Origin of the sequence: Halobacteriovorax sp. (assembly GCF_048381875.1) — a bacterium.
Lineage (GTDB): Bacteria > Bdellovibrionota > Bacteriovoracia > Bacteriovoracales > Bacteriovoracaceae > Halobacteriovorax_A > Halobacteriovorax_A vibrionivorans.
In genome coordinates this window covers 60478-81187 of record NZ_JBLXBP010000002.1, presented here as the reverse complement: position 1 = coordinate 81187, position 20710 = coordinate 60478, and the positions used below count along the sequence as shown (strand labels likewise).

Sequence of the window (20710 nt, the reverse complement as noted above, 5' to 3'; positions counted from 1 at the left end):
AGGCCTCAAATGAGGCCTTTTCTAATTAAGTAATTGTTCTTTTAAACATTTTATAAAATTTGAGCGATAATTTTCTTTATCAATGACATCTTCTGATACATTCACGAGGGTATTGTAAATATCTCCAGGCAGGCCACATGGAAAAGTTAATTGTAGTGCACGATTCATCTTCTGTGATGGATAGACGTTTAATGCCATCCCATGCATAGAAACAAAGCGCTTAAGTTGGACACCCATTGATGCTAACTTCTTTTCTCCATGCCATAATCCAAGCAATGGCCTATCAAAGTCTAGATTAGAAATTGTTTTGTCATTATTTTCAATGGCCCTAACTGTACTTTTGAATAGGTTATTAATTAACTCAATTGTCTTTAGTTTCTGCCTACCAATATGGACGATTGGATAGACTATCACTTGACCTGGATGATGAAAGGTTAACCCGCCACCTCTTTTTATATTAACTACAGGAACATCAATTTTATTAATAATGGCCTGGTCAAAATCAACAAGTCCATGTTGCTCGATTTGATTACGTTGTAATCCTCGTCCCATCGTAAAGACTTCTGGATGGGAAGTGATGATATAGACCATTTGTTCAGGGTTATCATAAATAAACTCATTAACCTTTTCTTGAAAGGTAAGAGCTTCTTCATAGTCCCAATTATCTTTATGAAAAATATGAGTTTGGACTTGAGTCTCAAGGTCAAAGTCATTGATATTTAATTCTTTAAGCAATTCGTTAAATGTCATGGCCTTTCGCTCTTAGGTGATCAAGATAATCTGCTGCTTTATAGCTTGAACGTACTAACGGTCCTGAGGCTACGAATTCAAATCCCATTTCATAGGCGACTTTCTTATAGTGTTCAAACTCTTGTGGTTTATAGTAGCGCTCAACTTTTAGGTGTCTCATTGTAGGGCGCATGTATTGACCTAGAGTAACGATATCACATCCTACATTTTTTAGATCTTGCATCGTCTCAAGAATTTCTTCATGAGTTTCTCCTAGTCCAAGCATGATAGAAGATTTCGTTGCTATATGAGGATAGTTTTCTTTGTAATATTTTAAGCAATTAAGAGTTTGTTCATATCCCGCACGTCTGTCGCGTACATCGTGAGTAAGTCTTTTTACTGTTTCAATATTTTGAGCAATGACAAATGGATTACTCTTTGCAAGAGTGTCCATATGCTGGGACTCACCATTAAAATCAGGGATTAGAACTTCTACTAGAGTATCTGGATAGTCTTTATTAATTCGTTTAACGACATTAGCAAAATGGCCAGCACCAAAGTCTGGAAGATCATCACGGTCAACGCTTGTTACAACAAGGTATTTTAGTGACATAGTCTCAACCATTTTTGCGGCATTTTCTATTTCATTAAAATCAACGACACCTTTAGGATTTCCTGTATCAACATGACAGAACTTACATGCTCTTGTACACGTTCCTCCTAGAATCATCATTGTTGCAGTTTTTGCGGACCAACATTCCGACATATTTGGACAACTTGCTTCTTCACATACTGTGAAAAGCTTCTTTTCGCGTAATTCTTTTCTTACTTCTTTAAAGTTATCACCCGTTGGTAGACCAACTCGAAGCCACTCTGGTTTTCTTTCCAGGTTTCTGGCCTCTTTCTCTTTTCCGATATTTAAGCGGGCCTTCTTTTGTTGAATTTTCTGGCGTTGGGCCTCGTATTGATCAGTGTACTCTTGTGTGTTTTGATCTGTTTGATTCGTCATTAAAATACCTCAAAATATGTCTTAGCTTATAACAGTTTGTAAGCTGTAAGTTAAGACATATGATGGGTTGATATGTAATTTCTATACCTTAGAGTCTATTCTCTTGAACTCTTTAGACTTAATAACGCAGCAGGTAGGACAATTAGGTCTGCAATAAGCGCTAAGGTTAGAATAATTGAACAGTAAACGCCAAATTTTTGATTAGGCACAAAGTCTCCTAAGTAGAAGAGGCCAAAGGCGATCGTAAGCATTAACGTTGTTAAGGTCAGTGCTTTTCCTGTTTGGTGCATTGTCGATGCTAAAGCGTCGTGCCCGCTCATACCGGCCATCATCTTTAATTTGTAATTTGAGACAAAGTGGATAGTGTCATCCACCGCAATACCGAGACAAACAGCAAAGACGATTACGTTTCCAATATTTAATTCATCACCAACTAAGTACATAATTCCAGCAGCAACACTTAATGGTAAGATATTTGGAATTAATGAAAGTAGTGCAAGTGAGAGATCTTTGAAAACAAAGAGAATAATTAAGAAAATAATTGGAAGTGAAATACTCATTGATGTTAGTAGAGTGTTTACAACAAGGTCATTAACTCGATTGTAGATAGGGGATTGTCCCGCTTCGTAAATATCGATTCCAATTTCCTTTGCCTTTTCCATTATCTTATCAGTTTTTTCAATGGCAGCAGTTGAGTCATTGATATCCCACATAACGAGTACGCGAAACTTCTGATTATCAAGAGATAATTGATTCTTTAGATCAAGTCCCTGAGGAAGTCCTAGAGTGTATAAGAAGAGTTGATCCGCAATGGCCCTTCTTGTATCTGGAATTGCATAATATTCTTCATTGTCTGAGTGGAGCGTCTTATTCATTTTCTTGATGATATCAAGAATTGAGCTTACTCGAATAATCTTCTCATCCTCTAGCATCCATTGAACTAGCTCTTCAGCTTTCTTCATAAAAACTGGATTCTTTACTCCTTCAGGTTCACCTGAGTCAAAAACTAATTCGATGACACGTGATCCACCAAATTCAGATCTTGTTTTATCAAAGGCCTGTTTTACAGGAGTACCTTTATCAAAGTACTCAATAGGATCAGCATTGATATAATTTTGCATTCCTAGGTAAATGGCGGCAATTGCAATAATTGGTGTGATGATATTTATAGAGACTTTATGATCTTCTGCAAATTGGAAGATACCATCAAAGGCACTAAATTTTGTTTCATCCTCATTTTCCTTTCTTTTAAATGAGATTTTAGTAAGTAGTGCTCCTAAGAAGAAGTAAGTGAAAAACCAAGCAACTGATGTTCCAATACCAGAGAGAATACCAAGATTATAAATTGGTTTAATCTCTGTCGTTGTTAGAGAGAAGAAACCGATTGAAGTTGTTAATGTTGTAAGAAGGGTTGGAATGAAGTTCTTTTTTAAAGATGCAATTGCAGCATCGTGATTATTCATTCCTTCAAATAAAGCAAAGTGACGATAGCCAATGAGGATATGGATCGAGTCTGCAATACCAATCGCTATTAGAATGGCCGGAAGTGCAGCAATAATACTTGATAGCTCGATTCCTAAATGTCCCTCAATACCAAAAGTTGTTAAAATCGCAAGACCAACAAGTGAGAAGGGGAGAACAACGCCAAGAAAGCTTTTAAAAAACCATAGAAGAATTATCGAAAGAACCGTCACAACAATAGGGAAAACAACGGCCATATCTCGATCAGATGCTCTTTGTAGGGATTCGTTAATAAATGAAATCCCACCGAGAAAAAACTGGATATTATTATCTTCTTTTTTGTACTTCTCTAACAATTCTTCGGTATCAACAACAACTTGATCATAAGGAGGAGTCGTTTCAAATGTATCAAGAAACGCCCTTATGTAAGTGAATCGTCCAGACTTTGAAAGAGATGAATTGATAAGTTGATTATCATTAATTGCTCTTTCTTTTTTCTTTGCTAGGTTTTCAGCTGATAGTTCAACTTCTTCATCTAAAAATGGAGTGATAAAAATGTCATCTTCTTCTGATTCAATTGAATTATAATTTGTTAAACTCTCAACTCGAACAATATGCTTAATCTGCCATAGATCTCTTGTGATATCTTGAATCGTCTTAACCGTCTTTTCATCGAAAATACCATCTTCCTTATAAAGCATGATATCGATTGTATCTGAACTTCCAAATGTTCCTTCGTGGGCCTTAAGATCAACAAGGCGTTGGTCATCATCCATTAGCCAACCTTTTACTGAGTAATTGGCTTTAATTTTTACGATTCCACTTCCGGCAATAGCAAGTAATAAGAATGAAAGAAAGAGGCATGTTTTAGTATGATCAACAATATACTTAGCAACGCTTTCTGCGATGGAGTGAGCACGTTTCATTACGATTTAATCCTTTTTAAAATTACTCTATAAATATATAAAGTTCTTCTAAGATAATCTATGGAAATATTATTAAGAAATGGATGAGATAGAATATGTAGACGCTCCAGAAACTTAAGCAGTGAAATGTTTAAGCAATTTACTACTGAATGAGTAAAATCTTCTGGAGCGCGTCTTAATTGGCTATTGGATTCCAACGAAGTCCATGCCAAGTTTGTTAATTGCATTATCTTTTTGAAATGGCATTCTTGTATTGATGTTAAAAATGGCACCTTTAAGGTTACAATTAATGAAGACTGTATTTGTAAGGTCTACATTTGAGAAGTCACAACCTGCTAGGTTACAGCTTTTAAAAGTTACACCATTTAGGTTTGCCCAGCGAAAGCTTGTTGCAGCTAGTTCACATTCATCAAAAGAGCTATCTTCAAGGTTGGTACACTCAAGGGTAACGTCTTTAAGATTGATTCTTTTGAATTTATTTCTTGTTAGGTTTGACCAAGTAAAGTCAACACCTTCATAATTTGAATTATTGTGCTTTGCGTACTTCATATTACACTTTCGAAGATCACTTTCATTAAGGTCTGAGTGTCTAATATTGATTTTATCTAGCATTGAGTTATCGAATGAACTATTCTCTAGTCTTGAAGCACTGATCAGTCGTATATTCTCCATATTTCGAAGGTTTATACGGTTTTCATTTTGCTTTTTAATAGCAGTAAACATCGTGTTTTGCGTAGTCATAAGTCTTCCTCTTTTAAAACTGTTAAGATAGTAGCGATTTTATTTAGCTATATTAAGTCAATTGTTTGTAAATTCGGAATTTCCGATTTATGTTACTTCTATGAATTGGAATCATCTCTATTGTTTTTATGAAGCTGCAAAGCATAAATCTGTAAAGAAGGCCGCATTAAAAATGGGGCTAGCTCCATCTACAGTGAGTGAACAGGTGAAGAAGCTTGAGCAGCATTACGATGTTCAATTGTTTGAGCGTAAGGTCCGTGAGATTGTTCTAACGCAAAAAGGCGAAGACGTTTATTCCTATGCAAAGAATATCTTTGATAATGGTATGCGCCTTATTGATAGCCTAACTTTTGAAGATGATGGCGGGTATGATGTTTCTTTTTCTATAGAGTCACATTTAGAATCACAGGCCGTCTCAGCTTTCTTGGGAGATTACTTTCAATTATATCGAGACTTTGGCCATACAAAAACAAAGAGATCCAAAAATTTTTCACAGACAATGTACTTCTTAGAAAACGATACTGTTGATATTGCTATTAGTGACAATCCGATAAGTAATGACATGTATAAGAACTTCTTGGTCGCAAATAATCAGCTTCGCTTCTATATAAGTACTTCCATGGCCGCTAAGTTTAGAGATTTGCCTATGGAGCAAGTTGTTAAAAAATTGCCAGTTGGATTCTTATCATCAGATGAGTCTTTAATTCTTAATGCTACGCAATTATTAAAAGAGCAGGGAATTTATTTGAAAGAGAGCTTTTTTAGCGAGCACCTTGAATATCTTGAAACCTTGGCATTGAGAGGTGAGATCATTCTTGCTGCAATAGGTAATGAAACAATCTTTCAGAATCTATATTGCCTTGGCCCAGATAATGAGATTGCAGTTCCAACATATGCTATATTAAAACGCCATAACGAAAATCTTCTTTATGCACGTAAGCTAAAGGATCTTCTACATGTTGAAAACGAGGATAATACTGCCAGAGGCCTTATAAATCTTCATTAAATTGTATTTGCCGACTAGTTCAAAAATCGTTAGCATCTAGCGATGAATAAAATCAGACCAATTCACTTTATTATTGCACTCTTATCAGTGTTTAATTTGTCTTCATTTGCCAATAGTGAAGATAATAGTTTTCTTAAAGATGGAAAACTAAAAGACATTATTATTAGAGAGGTTGCAAATTTAAACCTTTCAACTTCTGTTGATATTTTTAATTACGATAAAATTAAAGGTGTCGGACTCGGTTTAAAGTATAATTATGAAATGACTCCTTCGTATCTGAAGGGGAAGTTTGCAAGAGTAGATGAGTGGAGATTTAATCGATCTGTAAACCCTGGCTCTTATATCGATGCCATTACTCCAATAAGCCTTACATTTTCAAAAGATGATCGAGTTACTTTTATTAGACATTTTGAAAGTCAGAAAAAAGCGATACTCGCACTTCCTTATTCATTCCATAAGATTCCATTTGATGCTGAAAGTACATTAGAGCGTTTAAATGTTGGAGACTTTGTTTCTATGCCTGCGAGCATGAATTTAAATATTGGAGCTAGTTACGGTTATGATTATGCCGATATTATTGGGGCTAAAGTAAACGCAAATGTTATCACTAGTGGTAATTATATTATAAATATTTACCGTATGGATGAGTCTAAGGTAAGACTCAAAATAGTTACTCGTACAGCTACAGAGGCCAGAGCTGGAGCAAAAGTTGAGAGTGATTTTTTTGTAACTTTAGTAAAAGCAGTTAAAGCTCCTGATTTTGTATCAAAACGCTTTGAGCTTGAAGTCTTTGAGTTCAATTATGGTCGAGGAATCGGTGAACAATATATTTTAGATTACGTGTTTGATTTAAGTAAACCAAAGGCACGCGAAGCTTTCGATTTAATTTTAAAGCCAAAGTTTAAGCTAAACTTTGATAAAATGTTCGGCCAGTATACGGGACGTCAATATATTGAAGAGAAGTTAATCTCAGACTTTAGCTTAGCAAATGAGTTGGCCGCTTTTAATGCTGGGGTGGAATTACTATTTCAAGGATTTAACGAATATAAGTACGAAAGAAGTGGGTTGAAGTTTGGAGTATTTATTTCTGAGATCGACTACAATATGACTTATTATAAGAATAATATTTCAATTCTAAATGGAGAAGACCAAGGAGATTATTTCTTTCCTAATAAAGTCTACCGATATAGCGAAGAATTTAATATTCTAATTCATCGACGAAAAGATAAGATGGAAGAGTCCTTCTTTTCATTTATACCTAAAAATAAGGTCCTAAACTCAGCATTAGACTTTGGGACAAATTATCTTCGAAAAGATCGCTACTTCACTAAAGGAGAGTGGAAAAAAACTTATCGTAAGTTAAGAGCACTCGTTCCTTCTTTTATTTTTAGAAAAATTGACTTTGGAGAAGTACCAGGACTTAAGACGAATATTACCACAGAAGTACGCTATCGCTTGATACTTAGAAAAGAGATCTTTGATTATATTGGCGACATTACTCTTGATGATATTATTCATGAAGTTAATAAGATAAAGAAAGATCGTGGCTATCGTATTATTGGAACGAGAAAAAATGGTAAGTACTTTATAAGTCGAGTTTTCTTCTGGCAAAGGGCCCATACAAGGCATGTGGCCAAGCAAATTTTAAAAGTTCTTAAATCTCATCCAGATAATGTGTATTTAAAATTAGAAAAGGTGATCGATAACATCGACAAGAATAATTTTAGGAAGTACTTTTATCGAGTTGTGCAGAGTTTGGTACCAATTAATGACCTACCAAACTTGATGTACTTTAAACTTGATATTCTTGGAAACAGAAGTGCCCCTGTTCATTTTCAGTACGGAGAGCATGAATTCCCAAGTATTTACTATGAAATTCTCGACATCAACCGTGACTTTCACGATTCGAAGCGAGATTTTCAAATAATTATGGAGTAATAATTTGAGCGATTACAAAGACTTTATTGGAGACTTTAAAGAATCACCTGTTGAAATATTTGAAAAATGGTTCCAAGATGCACAAGATAAAGAAGAAAATGCTCCAGCATTTATCTTATCAACAGTGGATGAACACGGTGCTCCAAATGCAAGGACTCTCTTGCTAAAAGAAGTTCACAAAGGAAAGCCTCTCTTTTTTACTAATTATAATTCTGTAAAAGCAAAAGAGATAGATGGTAATAATAATGTTGCAATGACTTTTTATTGGCACCGTCTAGGTAAGCAAGTCCGTATACGTGGGAAAATTAGTAAGTGTGAAAGAGATATTTCAAGAAGCTATTTCCAATCACGAGCTAAGGAAAGCCAAGTTGCAAGCCTTACTTCAAAACAATCAGAATCTGTACCTAGTAGGAAAAATTTAGAAACTGAATACCATGAAAACCTAATACGTTATAATAATGAAAGTGTTCCTTATCCAGAGAATTGGGGAGGGTATTATGTTGAAGTTAATGAGATAACTTTTTTCATTTACGGAGAGCACAGACTTAACGATCGTTTTCAATTTGTTAAAAAAGGTAATAAGTGGGATTCTTTAAGACTTTATCCATAGTAATTGCTATTTTCATATCTATTAATGTAAAGGCCTTGGACTTCTATGTTGGAGGTGGAACTACATTTTCTGGAGTCATCTCTGAGAGCGATTATTATAATGGCGCTACTGCAATTATTCCTTCTGCAAATGTTGGAATTCGATATGACACAATTTCTCTTGAAGGATTCTTTAGGCCAGGAACTTTAAAGAATGATCATCAGGGTTATAAGATCGACCTAGAAACCTTACAATTTGGTTTTATGTTTCGTTTCACGCTCGAAGATATAGTTGATCTCAACCTTGGCTATCATTCAACAGCAGTTGAAGGAAGTTCTTCAGTATATAATGGTACAAAGTTATCAGGTCTCTTAGATCAAACGTTCTCTTCAGTGGTTTTTGGAATGGGTTTTAATTTTCCGATAACAGAAGCTCTAAGAGTGAGGACGGATTTCAATTATTATATTGGAAAAGAGATTTACTCTCTTCTCCAATTTGATATTTCTGTTACGTATAATGTAATTAGCTTTTAGATTACTCGTCACTGGCCGGTAGGCGACCATCGTATCTTTGAGTATATTTTGCAATCTCTGGTGTAATAAGACCTTTCTCATCGAGAACTTCAACAAGCTTTTCACTTCTTATTTTATAGGCCTTGTATTCAGATAATAGGACTTCTTTTTCTTGAAGTACTTTTTCATACTTCTCTTTATATGTTGCCGCTGTTCGCGTAGCAAAATCCGCTTGATCTTTTAAATTAGAAAGTTCAACAGCAGTCTTTGCTTGAGCATTAATGTGTTTATTGAAAACAGACTCATCTTTATTTTTAAAGTCCTGAGTTGCCTTAACTGTAAGTGCAATTAAAATAACTAAATTTGCTGCGATAATTCTTTTCATAATTTGCTCCAATACTTATTAAACATATCGACATTCTGAAAAAAATCATTAATATTTTTTAATTCCTTCCGAAAAAATAGGTACTTAGAGAGATAGGGGAATTATTTATGTTTTTAATTGATGTAAACTTATTTGAAGATGAGTTCTATCTATTGCCTGTTGAACAAAAGAAGGGTGATCAGTACAAGATTGAATGTCAGTCGATTGAGTCCGCTAAACACCTTCAGGAAGAGTTAGGAAAGGTAAAGCACCTTCATCCTACTAAGGATAAGACTCGATTTCAGCTTCTTCGAAAAGAGGATAATTTTGGACTAGAAGTAAAAGTTTTAAAATTTGTTGGATAATAAAAGGGCCTCTAAAATAGAGGCCCTTCTTTTTTGATTTGTTTGTCGCTAATTAAGCAAGGTTCTTGTTTACGAAGTCCCAGTTAACTAGTTTCCAGAAAGCGTCGATATATGAAGGACGAGCATTTCTGTAATCAACGTAGTAAGCATGTTCCCATACGTCGATTGTCATAAGAGCAGTGTGACCATCTGTCATTGGAGTTTGGGCATCGTCAGTGTTAACGATTTCAAGCTCTCCAGCCTTGTTCTTAACAAGCCAAGTCCAACCTGAACCAAAGTTAGTTGCTGCAGAATTAGAGAATTCTTCTTTGAACTTATCAAATGATCCCCATTTTGCATTAATAGCGTCAGCTACTGCACCAGTTGCTTCTCCACCTGCGTTTGGAGCAAGACAGTTCCAGTAAAATGTATGGTTCCATACTTGAGCAGCATTATTGAATAATCCACCCTTTGACTTCATGATGATCTCTTCAAGAGTCATGTTTTCAAATTCAGTTCCTGGAATCGCTGCGTTAAGCTTTGTTACGTATGCATTGTGATGCTTTCCGTAGTGATACTCGATTGTTTCAGCTGAAATATGAGGTGCTAAAGCATCCTTTGCCCATGGTAGTTCTGGAAGTTTATGTTCCATTGTTTTCTCCTTGATTCATAGATTCTTAATATTCTTTCTTTTTTGAACATGCTTATTCTAATGGCTTTGCCTCTTAAGTGCAAAACGCATTAAGTTAAAGGAAGTATTTTGCACTTTCGTTAAAACTGCTAATTATAACTCAAGAATTACCATCAAATGTCGATACTTAAATTAATGTCGATATTGTCTAATTCTACGATATTTATAATGATGACTTACTTGCTTTGCAGCATGGGCAATACTTTTGCACAAAGTTGGGGAGAAAGAGGCGGAACAATTTACTCTGGTACTAAGAAGTACAGTGGGAATTGGAGACGACTTGCTTCAACTGAAGAAAAGAGTATTGAGCAATTAATTAATATAATTAACACCTCTAAACTTGGTGTGAATTTAATTGATAAGGCCAGGCTAAGAGCTGCTAAGGATCACAAAAGGCTTGAAGAGGTTATTGAAAGTGGTGAAGTCTCTGTTACAGATACGACACTTGTAAGAAAGTTCAGTCCAAATTCTCCAGAAAGTGTACGCTTTGAAACTCGCTCAAAAGTTTATATCGATAAGTCACATAATACAAAGAACGCTGTTTTAGATTTAATTCACGAGCTTACACACTATATTTATAAGAAGCCGTTCAATCCTTATGTTGGAGAGTTTTCTCTATCCTCTTTTCTTGAAGATACTATTCAAGGTATAGGAGGGGAAGTTGATGCATTTATCGTTGAATGTAAGGTGGGACGTGATATTTACGGACTAAAGTCCATATCTGCACAATGTCTTAATATCTTAGATGGGGAAGAGTTCTCAAGAAGTCTCGCTATAAAGGAATTTTATAAACTAGGTGAACACTATGATAAGTTTAAAAAGTCTGCTGATGAGCACGGAATTAAACAAGAAGTGATTACACATATTTCACCTGAACAGTCGAGCTTGATCTCATCTGCCTGGTCCAGCCCGTATCCGGTGGCCATCGTAGAAGAGTTTCAAGAAATCATGACAAAGGTCTGTCACAATGACCTTAAACGAATGACCTATCTTTCGGAGTCAAAAACTCGTTCAATTGCTAGTGCTAATGAGAAGGTTACAAAGGCACGTGCCAACTTTAATGCTCGATGTCGAGCATATTTAGATTGAATTTTATTTAGTCCATTGATTTGTTTGATATATAGCTGTTTAGGGATTGTCCCTATGCGCTATCAAAAAACATGCGTTTTTTGTGTGCCTTTAATTGACTAGAAACCTAAGCATTGGTAATTTATAAGCTAAGAATTTCATAATTTTACATATCTAAAAAGGATTGCTGACAATGCAAGATAGTGTTGTTTTATTAAAACTCGATGACTTCCTTAACTGGGGAAGAAAGAATTCTCTATGGCCAATGACATTTGGTCTAGCTTGTTGTGCTATTGAAATGATGGCAACTGGTGGTGCTAAGTATGACTTAGAACGCTTTGGTTGTGGTGCTTTCATGGCGACTCCAAGACGTGCGGACTTAATGATTGTTGCAGGGACAGTAACACTTAAGATGGCACCAAGAATTAAAACTCTTTATGAACAAATGGCCGAGCCGAAATATGTTATTTCAATGGGCTCATGTGCCAACAAAGGTGGCCCTTACTGGCAACATGGTTATCACGTCCTTAAGGGTGTTGATGAAATCATTCCAGTTGACGTTTACGTTCCAGGTTGCCCACCTAGACCAGAAGCTCTTATTGAGGGTCTTATGACACTTCAAAAGAAAGTAGCAAATGAGAGACTTCTTAAAGATAAGTGGGTGAAGCATGCTTAATGAATTAGTAAGTTTTATTAATGATAAAGTTAGTGGCGCAAACGCATCTTTAATTGAAAATGAAGCAGGTGATAAGCCAATCTTAGTTGATGCTTCTAAAATCAAAGACGTTTGTTTTGTTCTTAGAGATAGCTCTGAATATCAATTCAATGTTCTTCAAGTTGTTTCAGGCGTTGACTACGATAGTGAAATTGAAGTTAATTATATGCTAGCTTCATTTATTACTAACTCTGATGACGTCATCATTAAAGTTAAGCTTCCAAAAGCTAACAAGGATGATGTTCCTAAGGTTGATTCAGTATGTGACGTTTGGAAGTCTGCAAACTTTCTTGAAAGAGAAGTCTATGACATGAACGGTGTTGAATTTGTTGGACACCCTGACTTAAGAAGAATCCTATGCCCTGAAGACTGGGAAGGTTTTCCACTTCGTAAAGATTATGAAGTTCAAAAAGCTTGGCATGGTCTTGAGATTAATCCTGAACATAAAATCAATAATGCTGACCATGAATTCTTCGCTAAAGCGAGAGTTGATGCTGCTGAACCAAAGAAAGTATCTGGTTCATGGGATGGAAAGATTTCTGCTGATTTAGAGGCCGCTCTAAATAAGAAAATGGATGAAGCAAATAATTAATTTTTAAGGATATTTTTAATGGAAGATACATTAAATAAAACACAAGATGTTAAACAGCAAGAGGCTCTTCATACAGATCTTCTAACTGTTAACATGGGTCCTCAACACCCGGCGACTCACGGGGTTTTACGTGTTGAGATTAAAACAGACTCAGAAATTGTTGTTCAAGCAACTCCATACCTTGGTTACTTACACCGTTGTATGGAAAAGCACAGCGAGAACTTAGACTACCGCGGAATTATTCCTTTCACTGACCGTATGGATTACTTGGGTGCTATGGGAATGGAGTGGGGATATGTTCACGGTGTTGAGAAAATGCTTGGGACAGAAATTCCAGAAAGAGCTGAATACATCAGAATTATCGTAGCAGAGCTACAAAGAATTGCATCACACTTAATGTACTTTGGTACTTATGCAATCGACCTTGGTGCTTTCACTCCTTTCTTATATGCATTCCAAGATAGAGAAGAAATCCTAAGACTCTTTGAAGAGCTTTCTGGTGCACGTCTTCTTTATAATTATATTTGGGTAGGTGGTGTATGGAACGACATCACTGATGATCAACTTCGTCGTATCGATACTTTTTGTACTAAGATGGAAGAGAATATGAAGAAGTACCACGATCTTGTTGGTATGAATGCTATCTTCCGTGACAGAACTGCAAATGTTGGTGTTGTAACTCCAGAAATGGCCTACCAATACGGAGCAACAGGTGCTGTTCTTCGTGGTTCAGGTGTTGAGTGGGATCTTCGTAAGAAGAAGCCATACGGTTACTACGAGAAATTTGATTTTGATGTAGTTACAGGTAAAGGTGAAATGGGAACTGTTGGTGACTGTTGGGACCGTTATTATGTACGTGTTTTCGAAATCTTTGAATCAATTAAGATTCTACGCCAAGCACTTGATGGAATTGAGGAAGGTCCAATTATGGGGAAAGTTCCAAAGATCATCAAGTTACCTAAAGGTGAAATCTATACAAAAACAGAGTGTCCACGTGGAGAGCTCGGTTATCACATCGTTTCAGATGGTGGTAAAACTCCTTACAGAGTTAAAGTTAAGTCTTCATGTTTTACACACACTTCAATGCTTCCTGAGCTTGGAAAAGGTCAGATGATTGCGGACTTCGTTGCTACAATCGGAAGTATTGATATTGTACTAGGAGAGGTTGACCGATGAGTACACAAGCAACTTACCAAGCAGGTGAGCAATTAACATTAGGAAAATGGTTTAAGAATATTTGGACAGCAGTTAGAACTGTAACAAAAGGTCTAGGTATTACTTTTAAATATGTATATGGTGTAAAGCCTGTAACAATTGAGTATCCAGAAGTAAGAGAAGAGCTTCCTAAAAACTCTCGCTCTCGTCTTTTCAACGATGTTGAAAACTGTATTTCTTGTTACCAGTGTGCAACGGCTTGTCCAGTTGACTGTATTTATATTACAGCAACTAGAAGAGAAAAAGATGCACCAACGATTAAAGCGAAAAATGGTACTCCTATTAAGCTTGATCTTATGCAATTCACAATTGATACAGCACTTTGCTGTTACTGTGGTCTTTGTACAACTGTTTGTCCAACAGAGTGTCTAACTCACACGACAGACTATGAATTCTCTCAATATACTCTTGATGAGATGAAGTACGACTACCTAGCGCCAGATATTAGAAAATGGCGTGAACGTATTGTAGGTTAAGCACCCGCAAAATTGACTGGCCAAAGCCAGTCTATTGTTTGCGGTGCTAGCTCCCCAACACTTTAGCTAGAAAATTTTATTCAACAAGCCGGGTTCAAGCCCGGCTTTGTTGTTTCAGGAGCAATGGGAAAGTAGTCGCAAAGAAAAAGCGACACTTTCACGAAGTGAAAGTTAGCAACCCAACCCAACCCAACCCAACCCAACCCAACCCAACCCAACCTAGCTCAACCCAACTCAAAAGGTAGAGTAGTTATTTTGTTTACACTGCTCATCTTTTAAACACTCTATCTCCCCAATAATACGTGAAATACTTGGCATACAAAGTGCATAAATATAAGTCACAAGGGGAAAAATATGAAAACTATTCTTAAGCTTACAATTGCACTTTTTATCACTTTAAACGCATTTTCTTATGATCAAATCTTTGCAACAACAGGTGACCTGAAAATAAGAGGACCTTATTATGGTGACCAAGAGATCCTTTCAATTAGAGTTTATGGAGATACTGTCAGTGCATATTCTAAAAATAGGAATGGTAGACAATATAATGACGTCCTTTTTAAAATCACAGAAGAGTACCAACCATATAAAGAATTCATGCTTGATATTTTAGAGAAGGGGGACTTTGTTGTTCTTCCAAATAGCTCAGGAAAGATTGAAGATCTAAGACTAATGTATAAAGGTAAGAAGTATAGTTTTCTTGAGGCAGCTTTATATTTAAATAATAAGGACCTTTGTGGGTTAGGAATGGATTGTCCAACAAGTAGTGTTGCTGTTAATGATGGAAGAAGAACAACTACACCTGGAACAAAGGGCCCTTTAAGAAGAACAAGTGCTAGAGATGTTGATTATATGACTCGCGTAAATATCTTTTAATTTGCAAGCTCTTTAGATAAGTCATCGAGCTTTGCGGCCATAAGATTACGAGTTTTATTCATTAGCTCATCAATATCGTCAACAGTTAACCCTTGTGTTGAGATAGGCTCCAAAGCTTCGATAATAACTTTACCAGGTACTATCTTTCCAAGATCAAATGAATCCTCATATTTAGAAAAAACTACTGGGTAAATTGGCATTTGCCCTTTTATTGCAACAATAAATGGGCCTTTTTTAAAAGGAAGAAGTCCTTGGCCTTTTGATCTCGTACCTTCAGGCATGATCCAAACATTGCAATTATCTTCTTTTATTGTCTGAGCAACCTTTTCCATAACAGACCAGGCTTTTCTCTTATTAGTTCGATTGATCAGGATATTTCCTGCAAGCCAGTACATTTGACCAAATACTGGTATCCAAACAAGAGACTGCTTTCCAAGTGAAACAGTTCGTCTTGGAAGGGCCGGGCCTACAAAGAATATATCTAGGTTTGATTGATGATTTGAGATAAAAACAGCATTGCGAGTACTCTTGTAACCTGCTGGTAGGCGTGTTTCGATTTTAATATTGAGAAATATTCTCGTCAGCCATGAATAGTAACGGGCAATAAAGAATGTATTTCCGCGATTTGCAGGACGTAGCATGCATATAGGAATCCACACAAGGGTTCCAAGAACGAGAAATATACCAACTAAGAGTAATCTTAAATAAGCTAAAACCATAAGTTTCTTATAGCATAATATTTTAGCGGTGCTTACGTTAAATTTATTCTATTTTAACGCAATCTTTTAAAAATGTTAAAATAGCGTAATAAGAAGAACTGAAGCTATCGCCATAAGAACACCAAGTCCTTTTGGGACAGTCATTGGTATATTCTCTATGAATAAATCCCACATAACACTCGTCACCATTTGGGCGGCAATAAGTCCAACTGTCGTCTTAACAGCTCCAATTTGATAAATACCAATTGGAAGCCCGACTACAAAGAGAAATCCAAAGATACCAGGAATGACATACCACCATTTAAATTGAAATTCTTTTAGACGAACAAAATCAGGAAAGAATTCTGGGTTGGCCTTTGCAAAGAAATAGAATCCTATACAAACTACTAAAGTCACAAAGTTTCCAAGAAGTGCCATCCAAGTAAGGCCTATATCTTGGGTCATTACACGATTTAGTGCTCCTTGAAGGATACCAATAAAACCAATTAGTACAGGTACTAGTACATATATATTTGTTGTCATTTATTTTCCTATTTCTTTAAAAGCGTTAAACCTTTTAGATAATCACCTTCAATAAAGCCTTTTAGAGAAGGGCAGTCGCCTGTCAGTCTTAAAGCTCCTGTGATGCTTATCTTTCTTTTTCCAATATACTCTTTTACTTTTGTTTCAAACTTCTTTCTTGTAATTGAGTGAGTATTTAAAAAGATATGTGCTTTTCCACCTTTATTTAAAATCATATCAAATAAAGGAATCATATCCTTATATGCATCAATTGCCTTTGATACTTTCTTTCCATCACTTGAAGCACTAGGAGGGTCACAGATAATAAGATCAAATTTTCGACCTTCTTCTTTAAACTTTTCTAATGCCTTGATTGTAGGCATACAAAGAGAAGTATTTCCTTCCATCTTATTTAATTCTAAGTTCTCCTCAAGCCAGTCCAGGTATTTTTGTGAAAGATCAACACTTGTAACATCCTTTGCTCCTTGCTTTAGCGCAAAGAGAGTGTATGCACCTGTATAGCTATATAAGTTTAGAACTGACTTATCTTCAAAGTCATCCTTTACTCTATTTCTTATCGCTGCCATATCAGTGTAGAGACCAATATCGTAAAATTGATTGAGGCGGATTATATAATCAACTCCAAACTCATTTACAGTGAACTCATCTTCTTGAATCGATTTATTACTTGCACAGTAAAATTCTTTTTTACGTTTCAAGTTTCTCTTTTGTACCCAAACTTTATCATTCGGATAAAAGTCTTTGATAATCTTTAGAATATCTTTTTCAAAGTGATTCCAAAAGTTAGAGTAGAATTGAACAAGAATACGATCTTTAAGTCTGATTATGAAAAGACCTGGCAAGAAGTCAGTTTCACCAAACGCCAGATAGTAGTTCTCACGGTCTGTTATTCCTCGGCGGGCCTCAAAGCTATCTTGCATTCTTTGTCTTAATTCAAAGTAGAAATCTTTTGGGCCAAGGTGTGAGCCTTCTCCAATTCTCCATAAGCGAGCTAGCACACTATCGTGAGTAGGGTCATTTAATAAAATGGCAAATTTACCTTCTTCTAGTTTTGCCGTTACAAATGGAGATCCCTGAGGAAACTTCATTGAGAAGCGATCCTTTGTAATCCAAGGATGGCCTTTATAAAGATATTTGATACTTGCAGGGTGTAACTCGACTCGTGGTGTACGGATGCGTGAGCGCCCTGTTGATTTCCCCTTGGATTTTCCAGAGGATGCTGACGTCTTTTTATTCATGACTATTTGTTCTCTTGTAACTTTATACGATACTGAAGGTTGTTCTCTAATAAGAGTAGTAATTTATTTGTGATATCAAATGGGTTAGAAAGATCAATTATTCCAAATTCTTGTAGACGAAATTTTGTCTCAAGATCTAGGTCTCGGTAAGGGTCAAAGTCTTGGCAGAACTTCTGAAGCTCTTCAAGTGTCTCATCATTTAGATAGAAGTCTGGATGAGAAACTTTCTCGCTTTCAGCATGAAGTTGTCTGTTTTCATTTCGAATGTGAAATAACTCTTCTTTATTATCCATTATTAATTGTTATTTCAGATACATAGCGTTACGTCAAGATATTGGAGGTTCACTTTGGCAATAATATCATTCCTTTCTATCTCAATCTTAGTCTTCTTACTTCCTGCAGAGAAGCTCATTCGTAAAACCAGTAACTTATCATATCGTTATCGTAGTCAATATCGCAGAGGAAAGGATCTGCTAATTGACTTGTCGCAACTAAACCTAATGGGGGATTTGACGCACCTCTCTCATTATAAGTTCTTTGATGAGTTAATTTGTGAAATTTCACAAGTTGCTAAGGAGTTTGGAGCTGCAACAAGTAAAACACTTTCAAAGCTTAGGCACTCATTGTCTACAGACTTACAGATCGAGAAGAAGAGCTCTGGTGTAATGAATGAAAGCTATTTCCAATTTATTCTTGCTGCTTGCTTAACCTTATTCCTAAATATTTTCTCGACGAAGATTCTCGATTTTGAAATCGATACACTATTTATTAGTTGTGCCCTTGCTTACAATCTAATAGGAATTATAACTTTTCATTATTTAATTAAGAAATTAGCACAGAAGCAAATTGTCCCAATTGGCCATGTGCTTCACAGTTTTTTAATTTTCAAGCTTATGTATGATGTTGGAACACCTCTTAATCAGTTAATAAGTCGTTCAAGAATCAATTCCTTAGCAGATATACAGTTGTCCTATGCAAAGGAGTTATTTCGTCGTCTAACGGCCCTCGTTGAGATGAAGCAGGCACAAGGACTAGATATTGGGGATGACCTTGAGTCAATTGAAATAGGACTATGGGATGAATACAAGTCACAAAACGAACAACTACTATCAAGAATTAAAATATGTAAGTTTATCTGGCTGGTTGTCTTCTTTTTCATTCCTTATGTGGGAAACTTCTTTCGTTTGATAAGTCATTTAAATCTTTAGATTGGAACGCGCTGAGTGATTGATATTCCATACTTTTGTAGGTACTTTATTTGTGTAAGTATTTAACCAAATGGAGTTACTCGATGGCCTATCAAAACGATAAGCAAATTATTTATTCAATGAACCGTGTTGGAAAAGTTTATAAGCAAAAGCACGTTCTAAAAGATATCTCTCTCTCATATTTCTATGGTGCCAAAATTGGTGTACTTGGTCTTAACGGATCAGGGAAATCAACGTTACTTAAGATTATGGCCGGCCTAGATGAAGATCACTTAGGTGAGACACATTTAGCAAAGAACTATTCTGTTGGTTATCTGGAACAGGAGCCAAAGCTTGATCCTGAGTTAACTGTTAGAGAGGTTGTTCAGCAAGGTTGCCAGGAGACAGTTGACCTTCTCGCTAAGTTTGATGAGATCTCTGCAAAGTTTGCAGAGCCGATGAGTGACGATGAGATGAACGATCTTCTTGATAAGCAGGCCAAAATTCAAGATAAACTTGATGCAGTTGATGCATGGTCTCTTGATAGCCAGCTTGATCTTGCAATGGAAGCTCTAAATTGCCCTCCTTCAGAAGCAAAGTGTGGAAACTTATCAGGTGGGGAAAAGAGAAGGGTTGCGCTATGTCGTCTACTTCTTCAAAAACCAGATATTTTACTTTTAGATGAGCCGACAAACCACCTTGATGCTGAAACAGTATGGTGGCTTGAAAGACATCTTCAGCAATATAAAGGAACAGTAATCGCCGTAACACACGATCGTTATTTCTTAGATAATGTCGCTGGCTGGATTCTAGAGCTTGACCGTGGACAAGGGATTCCTTTTGAAGGAAATTACACTGGTTGGCTAGAGACAAAAGCAAAACGTCTTGCTCAAGAAGAGAAGTCTGAGTCTAAAAGACAAAAGGCCATGAAGGAAGAACTTGAGTGGATTCGCTCAAACCCTAAAGCTCGTCAAGCTAAGTCAAAAGCTCGTATTAAAAACTATGAAGAAAGAGCAAAGTTATCTAATGAAAAGAGAAATGAAACAAATGACCTTTTCATTCCTGCAGGTCCTCGCCTTGGCGATAAAGTAATCGAAGCAAAAGGTGTCTCAAAAGCATTTGGCGATAAGCTTCTTTATGAAAACCTTGAATTCTCTCTTCCTCCAGGTGGGATCGTTGGTATTATTGGCCCTAACGGTGCTGGTAAAACTACATTATTTAAGATGATTACCGGACAAGAAGAGCCGACATCAGGAACTTTTGATGTAGGTGAAACAGTTAAGCTTGCTTATGTTGATCAAGGACGTGACTTAGATCCAGAAAAAACAATTTATGATGTTGTTGCTGATGGGACAGAGTTCATTAACGTTGCAGGTACTGAAGTTAATTCTCGTGCCTATATTGCAAAATTCAATTTCTCTGGTGAAGACCAAAAGAAGAAAGTTTCTGAACTTTCTGGTGGGGAAAGAAATCGAGTTCACCTTGCAAAAGTCTTAAAAGAAGGTGGAAACGTTCTATTACTGGATGAGCCTACAAATGACCTTGATGTAAATACGCTTCAGGCCCTTGAAAAGGCCCTCGTAGACTACGCTGGTTGTGCTGTAATTATTTCCCACGACCGTTTCTTCTTAGATCGTCTTGCAACTCATATTCTTGCTTTTGAAGGAGAAGGAAAAGTTGTTTGGTTTGAAGGTAACTTTGATGAGTACGAAGAAGATAAGAGAAAGCGTCTAGGTGATGCCGCTCTTAATCCAAAACGTTACACTTATAAGAAATTAACAAGAGACTAATT

Annotated in this window: 23 protein-coding genes; 13 read left to right on the top strand and 10 right to left on the bottom strand. The window is 36.3% G+C overall.

The features are described from left to right. Nucleotides 1-21 precede the first annotated feature (21 nt). The 4 genes from lipB to ACN5L8_RS04570 all read right to left on the bottom strand — a co-directional run bounded on the left by lipB (nucleotide 22) and on the right by ACN5L8_RS04570 (nucleotide 4866). Nucleotides 22-750: a lipoyl(octanoyl) transferase LipB gene (gene lipB, locus ACN5L8_RS04585; RefSeq protein ID WP_419172418.1), complete on the bottom strand. Its 729-nt coding sequence runs from the start codon at nucleotides 748-750 to the stop codon at nucleotides 22-24. Then, entirely contained in the window at nucleotides 740-1738 is a 999-nt protein-coding gene (lipA, locus tag ACN5L8_RS04580) for a lipoyl synthase (RefSeq protein ID WP_114706462.1), read from the bottom strand. Before lipA ends, lipB begins: the two co-directional genes overlap by 11 nt. Before the next feature lie 95 nt (nucleotides 1739-1833). Then, nucleotides 1834-4125 carry an efflux RND transporter permease subunit gene (locus ACN5L8_RS04575; RefSeq protein ID WP_419172417.1) on the bottom strand — a complete coding sequence of 764 codons (2292 nt, stop codon included), beginning with the start codon at nucleotides 4123-4125 and terminating at the stop codon, nucleotides 1834-1836. Between the two features lie 183 nt (nucleotides 4126-4308). Continuing rightward, nucleotides 4309-4866, bottom strand: coding sequence for a pentapeptide repeat-containing protein (locus ACN5L8_RS04570; protein WP_114706460.1), 558 nt, complete (start codon nucleotides 4864-4866; stop codon nucleotides 4309-4311). Between the two features lie 100 nt (nucleotides 4867-4966). Here ACN5L8_RS04570 and ACN5L8_RS04565 point away from each other — a divergent pair, with 100 nt between their 5' ends. Genes ACN5L8_RS04565 through ACN5L8_RS04550 form a run of 4 tightly spaced genes read left to right on the top strand, consistent with a single transcriptional unit; the run spans nucleotide 4967 to nucleotide 8932 of the window. Then, nucleotides 4967-5872: a LysR family transcriptional regulator gene (locus ACN5L8_RS04565; protein WP_334679175.1), complete on the top strand. Its 906-nt coding sequence runs from the start codon at nucleotides 4967-4969 to the stop codon at nucleotides 5870-5872. A gap of 42 nt (nucleotides 5873-5914) precedes the next feature. After that, nucleotides 5915-7810, top strand: coding sequence for a hypothetical protein (locus ACN5L8_RS04560; RefSeq protein WP_419172416.1), 1896 nt, complete (start codon nucleotides 5915-5917; stop codon nucleotides 7808-7810). Between the two features lie 4 nt (nucleotides 7811-7814). Beyond that, nucleotides 7815-8420 (top strand): pyridoxamine 5'-phosphate oxidase, encoded by a 606-nt coding sequence (gene pdxH, locus ACN5L8_RS04555; protein ID WP_114706457.1) that lies wholly within the window; start codon nucleotides 7815-7817, stop codon nucleotides 8418-8420. Beyond that, nucleotides 8393-8932: a hypothetical protein gene (locus tag ACN5L8_RS04550; RefSeq protein ID WP_114706456.1), complete on the top strand. Its 540-nt coding sequence runs from the start codon at nucleotides 8393-8395 to the stop codon at nucleotides 8930-8932. The genes pdxH and ACN5L8_RS04550 overlap by 28 nt, the downstream gene beginning before the upstream one ends. A 1-nt stretch (nucleotide 8933) precedes the next feature. Here the strand turns inward: ACN5L8_RS04550 and ACN5L8_RS04545 are convergent, their stop codons facing one another. After that, nucleotides 8934-9296: a hypothetical protein gene (locus ACN5L8_RS04545; protein ID WP_114706455.1), complete on the bottom strand. Its 363-nt coding sequence runs from the start codon at nucleotides 9294-9296 to the stop codon at nucleotides 8934-8936. Between the two features lie 107 nt (nucleotides 9297-9403). On the opposite strand from ACN5L8_RS04545, the gene ACN5L8_RS04540 reads away from it, so the two are divergent. Further along, on the top strand, nucleotides 9404-9640 hold the full coding sequence (locus tag ACN5L8_RS04540; RefSeq protein ID WP_114706454.1) for a hypothetical protein: 237 nt from the start codon (nucleotides 9404-9406) through the stop codon (nucleotides 9638-9640). Between the two features lie 52 nt (nucleotides 9641-9692). On the opposite strand, the gene ACN5L8_RS04535 is transcribed toward ACN5L8_RS04540, so the two are convergent. Continuing rightward, nucleotides 9693-10271, bottom strand: a complete 579-nt coding sequence (locus ACN5L8_RS04535; protein WP_114706453.1) for a superoxide dismutase — start codon at nucleotides 10269-10271, stop codon at nucleotides 9693-9695. A 207-nt stretch (nucleotides 10272-10478) separates the two neighbouring features. On the opposite strand from ACN5L8_RS04535, the gene ACN5L8_RS04530 reads away from it, so the two are divergent. The 6 genes from ACN5L8_RS04530 (at nucleotide 10479) to ACN5L8_RS04505 (ending at nucleotide 15252) form a co-directional block, all read left to right on the top strand. Beyond that, nucleotides 10479-11399: a hypothetical protein gene (locus ACN5L8_RS04530; protein WP_412474346.1), complete on the top strand. Its 921-nt coding sequence runs from the start codon at nucleotides 10479-10481 to the stop codon at nucleotides 11397-11399. 172 nt (nucleotides 11400-11571) lie between these two features. Next, nucleotides 11572-12054 (top strand): NADH-quinone oxidoreductase subunit B, encoded by a 483-nt coding sequence (locus tag ACN5L8_RS04525; protein WP_114706451.1) that lies wholly within the window; start codon nucleotides 11572-11574, stop codon nucleotides 12052-12054. Then, a complete protein-coding gene (locus ACN5L8_RS04520; protein ID WP_114706450.1) occupies nucleotides 12047-12685 on the top strand; it encodes an NADH-quinone oxidoreductase subunit C in 639 nt (212 codons plus the stop codon). Before ACN5L8_RS04525 ends, ACN5L8_RS04520 begins: the two co-directional genes overlap by 8 nt. An 18-nt stretch (nucleotides 12686-12703) precedes the next feature. Beyond that, complete coding sequence (locus ACN5L8_RS04515; protein ID WP_114706449.1) at nucleotides 12704-13861, top strand: NADH-quinone oxidoreductase subunit D; 1158 nt, start codon at nucleotides 12704-12706, stop codon at nucleotides 13859-13861. Beyond that, complete coding sequence (locus ACN5L8_RS04510) at nucleotides 13858-14376, top strand: 4Fe-4S binding protein (protein WP_114706448.1); 519 nt, start codon at nucleotides 13858-13860, stop codon at nucleotides 14374-14376. Before ACN5L8_RS04515 ends, ACN5L8_RS04510 begins: the two co-directional genes overlap by 4 nt. 354 nt (nucleotides 14377-14730) lie before the next feature. Beyond that, a complete protein-coding gene (locus ACN5L8_RS04505) occupies nucleotides 14731-15252 on the top strand; it encodes a hypothetical protein (protein ID WP_120404525.1) in 522 nt (173 codons plus the stop codon). Here the strand turns inward: ACN5L8_RS04505 and ACN5L8_RS04500 are convergent. The 4 genes from ACN5L8_RS04500 to ACN5L8_RS04485 form a co-directional block, all read right to left on the bottom strand. Next, complete coding sequence (locus ACN5L8_RS04500) at nucleotides 15249-15971, bottom strand: lysophospholipid acyltransferase family protein (protein ID WP_114706445.1); 723 nt, start codon at nucleotides 15969-15971, stop codon at nucleotides 15249-15251. The genes ACN5L8_RS04505 and ACN5L8_RS04500 overlap by 4 nt on opposite strands. A 75-nt stretch (nucleotides 15972-16046) precedes the next feature. Further along, nucleotides 16047-16493 (bottom strand): DMT family transporter, encoded by a 447-nt coding sequence (locus tag ACN5L8_RS04495; protein WP_114706444.1) that lies wholly within the window; start codon nucleotides 16491-16493, stop codon nucleotides 16047-16049. An 8-nt stretch (nucleotides 16494-16501) separates the two neighbouring features. Next, nucleotides 16502-17731, bottom strand: coding sequence for a class I SAM-dependent rRNA methyltransferase (locus ACN5L8_RS04490; RefSeq protein ID WP_114706443.1), 1230 nt, complete (start codon nucleotides 17729-17731; stop codon nucleotides 16502-16504). 2 nt (nucleotides 17732-17733) lie between these two features. Continuing rightward, the gene (locus ACN5L8_RS04485; RefSeq protein WP_412474349.1) at nucleotides 17734-18024 is read right to left on the bottom strand and encodes a hypothetical protein; all 291 of its coding nucleotides are present in this window, start codon (nucleotides 18022-18024) and stop codon (nucleotides 17734-17736) included. A 54-nt stretch (nucleotides 18025-18078) separates the two neighbouring features. Between ACN5L8_RS04485 and ACN5L8_RS04480 the strand changes: the two genes are divergently transcribed. Together ACN5L8_RS04480 and ettA are read left to right on the top strand one after the other, a co-directional pair. Further along, the gene (locus ACN5L8_RS04480; RefSeq protein ID WP_419172415.1) at nucleotides 18079-18939 is read left to right on the top strand and encodes a hypothetical protein; all 861 of its coding nucleotides are present in this window, start codon (nucleotides 18079-18081) and stop codon (nucleotides 18937-18939) included. Nucleotides 18940-19022: 83 nt separating this feature from the next. Next, a complete protein-coding gene (ettA, locus tag ACN5L8_RS04475; RefSeq protein ID WP_114706440.1) occupies nucleotides 19023-20708 on the top strand; it encodes an energy-dependent translational throttle protein EttA in 1686 nt (561 codons plus the stop codon). The last annotated feature ends 2 nt before the right edge of the window (nucleotides 20709-20710 follow it).

Bases quoted from the DNA above. Each gene is read 5' to 3' on its own strand.
- lipB (WP_419172418.1), bottom strand. From the start codon at position 750: ATGACATTTAACGAATTGCTTAAAGAATTAAATATCAATGACTTTGAC.
- lipA (WP_114706462.1), bottom strand. From the start codon at position 1,738: ATGACGAATCAAACAGATCAAAACACACAAGAGTACACTGATCAATAC.
- ACN5L8_RS04575 (WP_419172417.1), bottom strand. From the start codon at position 4,125: ATGAAACGTGCTCACTCCATCGCAGAAAGCGTTGCTAAGTATATTGTT.
- ACN5L8_RS04570 (WP_114706460.1), bottom strand. From the start codon at position 4,866: ATGACTACGCAAAACACGATGTTTACTGCTATTAAAAAGCAAAATGAA.
- ACN5L8_RS04565 (WP_334679175.1), top strand. From the start codon at position 4,967: ATGAATTGGAATCATCTCTATTGTTTTTATGAAGCTGCAAAGCATAAA.
- ACN5L8_RS04560 (WP_419172416.1), top strand. From the start codon at position 5,915: ATGAATAAAATCAGACCAATTCACTTTATTATTGCACTCTTATCAGTG.
- ACN5L8_RS04545 (WP_114706455.1), bottom strand. From the start codon at position 9,296: ATGAAAAGAATTATCGCAGCAAATTTAGTTATTTTAATTGCACTTACA.
- ACN5L8_RS04540 (WP_114706454.1), top strand. From the start codon at position 9,404: ATGTTTTTAATTGATGTAAACTTATTTGAAGATGAGTTCTATCTATTG.
- ACN5L8_RS04535 (WP_114706453.1), bottom strand. From the start codon at position 10,271: ATGGAACATAAACTTCCAGAACTACCATGGGCAAAGGATGCTTTAGCA.
- ACN5L8_RS04530 (WP_412474346.1), top strand. From the start codon at position 10,479: ATGATGACTTACTTGCTTTGCAGCATGGGCAATACTTTTGCACAAAGT.
- ACN5L8_RS04525 (WP_114706451.1), top strand. From the start codon at position 11,572: ATGCAAGATAGTGTTGTTTTATTAAAACTCGATGACTTCCTTAACTGG.
- ACN5L8_RS04520 (WP_114706450.1), top strand. From the start codon at position 12,047: ATGCTTAATGAATTAGTAAGTTTTATTAATGATAAAGTTAGTGGCGCA.
- ACN5L8_RS04515 (WP_114706449.1), top strand. From the start codon at position 12,704: ATGGAAGATACATTAAATAAAACACAAGATGTTAAACAGCAAGAGGCT.
- ACN5L8_RS04510 (WP_114706448.1), top strand. From the start codon at position 13,858: ATGAGTACACAAGCAACTTACCAAGCAGGTGAGCAATTAACATTAGGA.
- ACN5L8_RS04505 (WP_120404525.1), top strand. From the start codon at position 14,731: ATGAAAACTATTCTTAAGCTTACAATTGCACTTTTTATCACTTTAAAC.
- ACN5L8_RS04500 (WP_114706445.1), bottom strand. From the start codon at position 15,971: ATGGTTTTAGCTTATTTAAGATTACTCTTAGTTGGTATATTTCTCGTT.
- ACN5L8_RS04495 (WP_114706444.1), bottom strand. From the start codon at position 16,493: ATGACAACAAATATATATGTACTAGTACCTGTACTAATTGGTTTTATT.
- ACN5L8_RS04490 (WP_114706443.1), bottom strand. From the start codon at position 17,731: ATGAATAAAAAGACGTCAGCATCCTCTGGAAAATCCAAGGGGAAATCA.
- ACN5L8_RS04485 (WP_412474349.1), bottom strand. From the start codon at position 18,024: ATGGATAATAAAGAAGAGTTATTTCACATTCGAAATGAAAACAGACAA.
- ettA (WP_114706440.1), top strand. From the start codon at position 19,023: ATGGCCTATCAAAACGATAAGCAAATTATTTATTCAATGAACCGTGTT.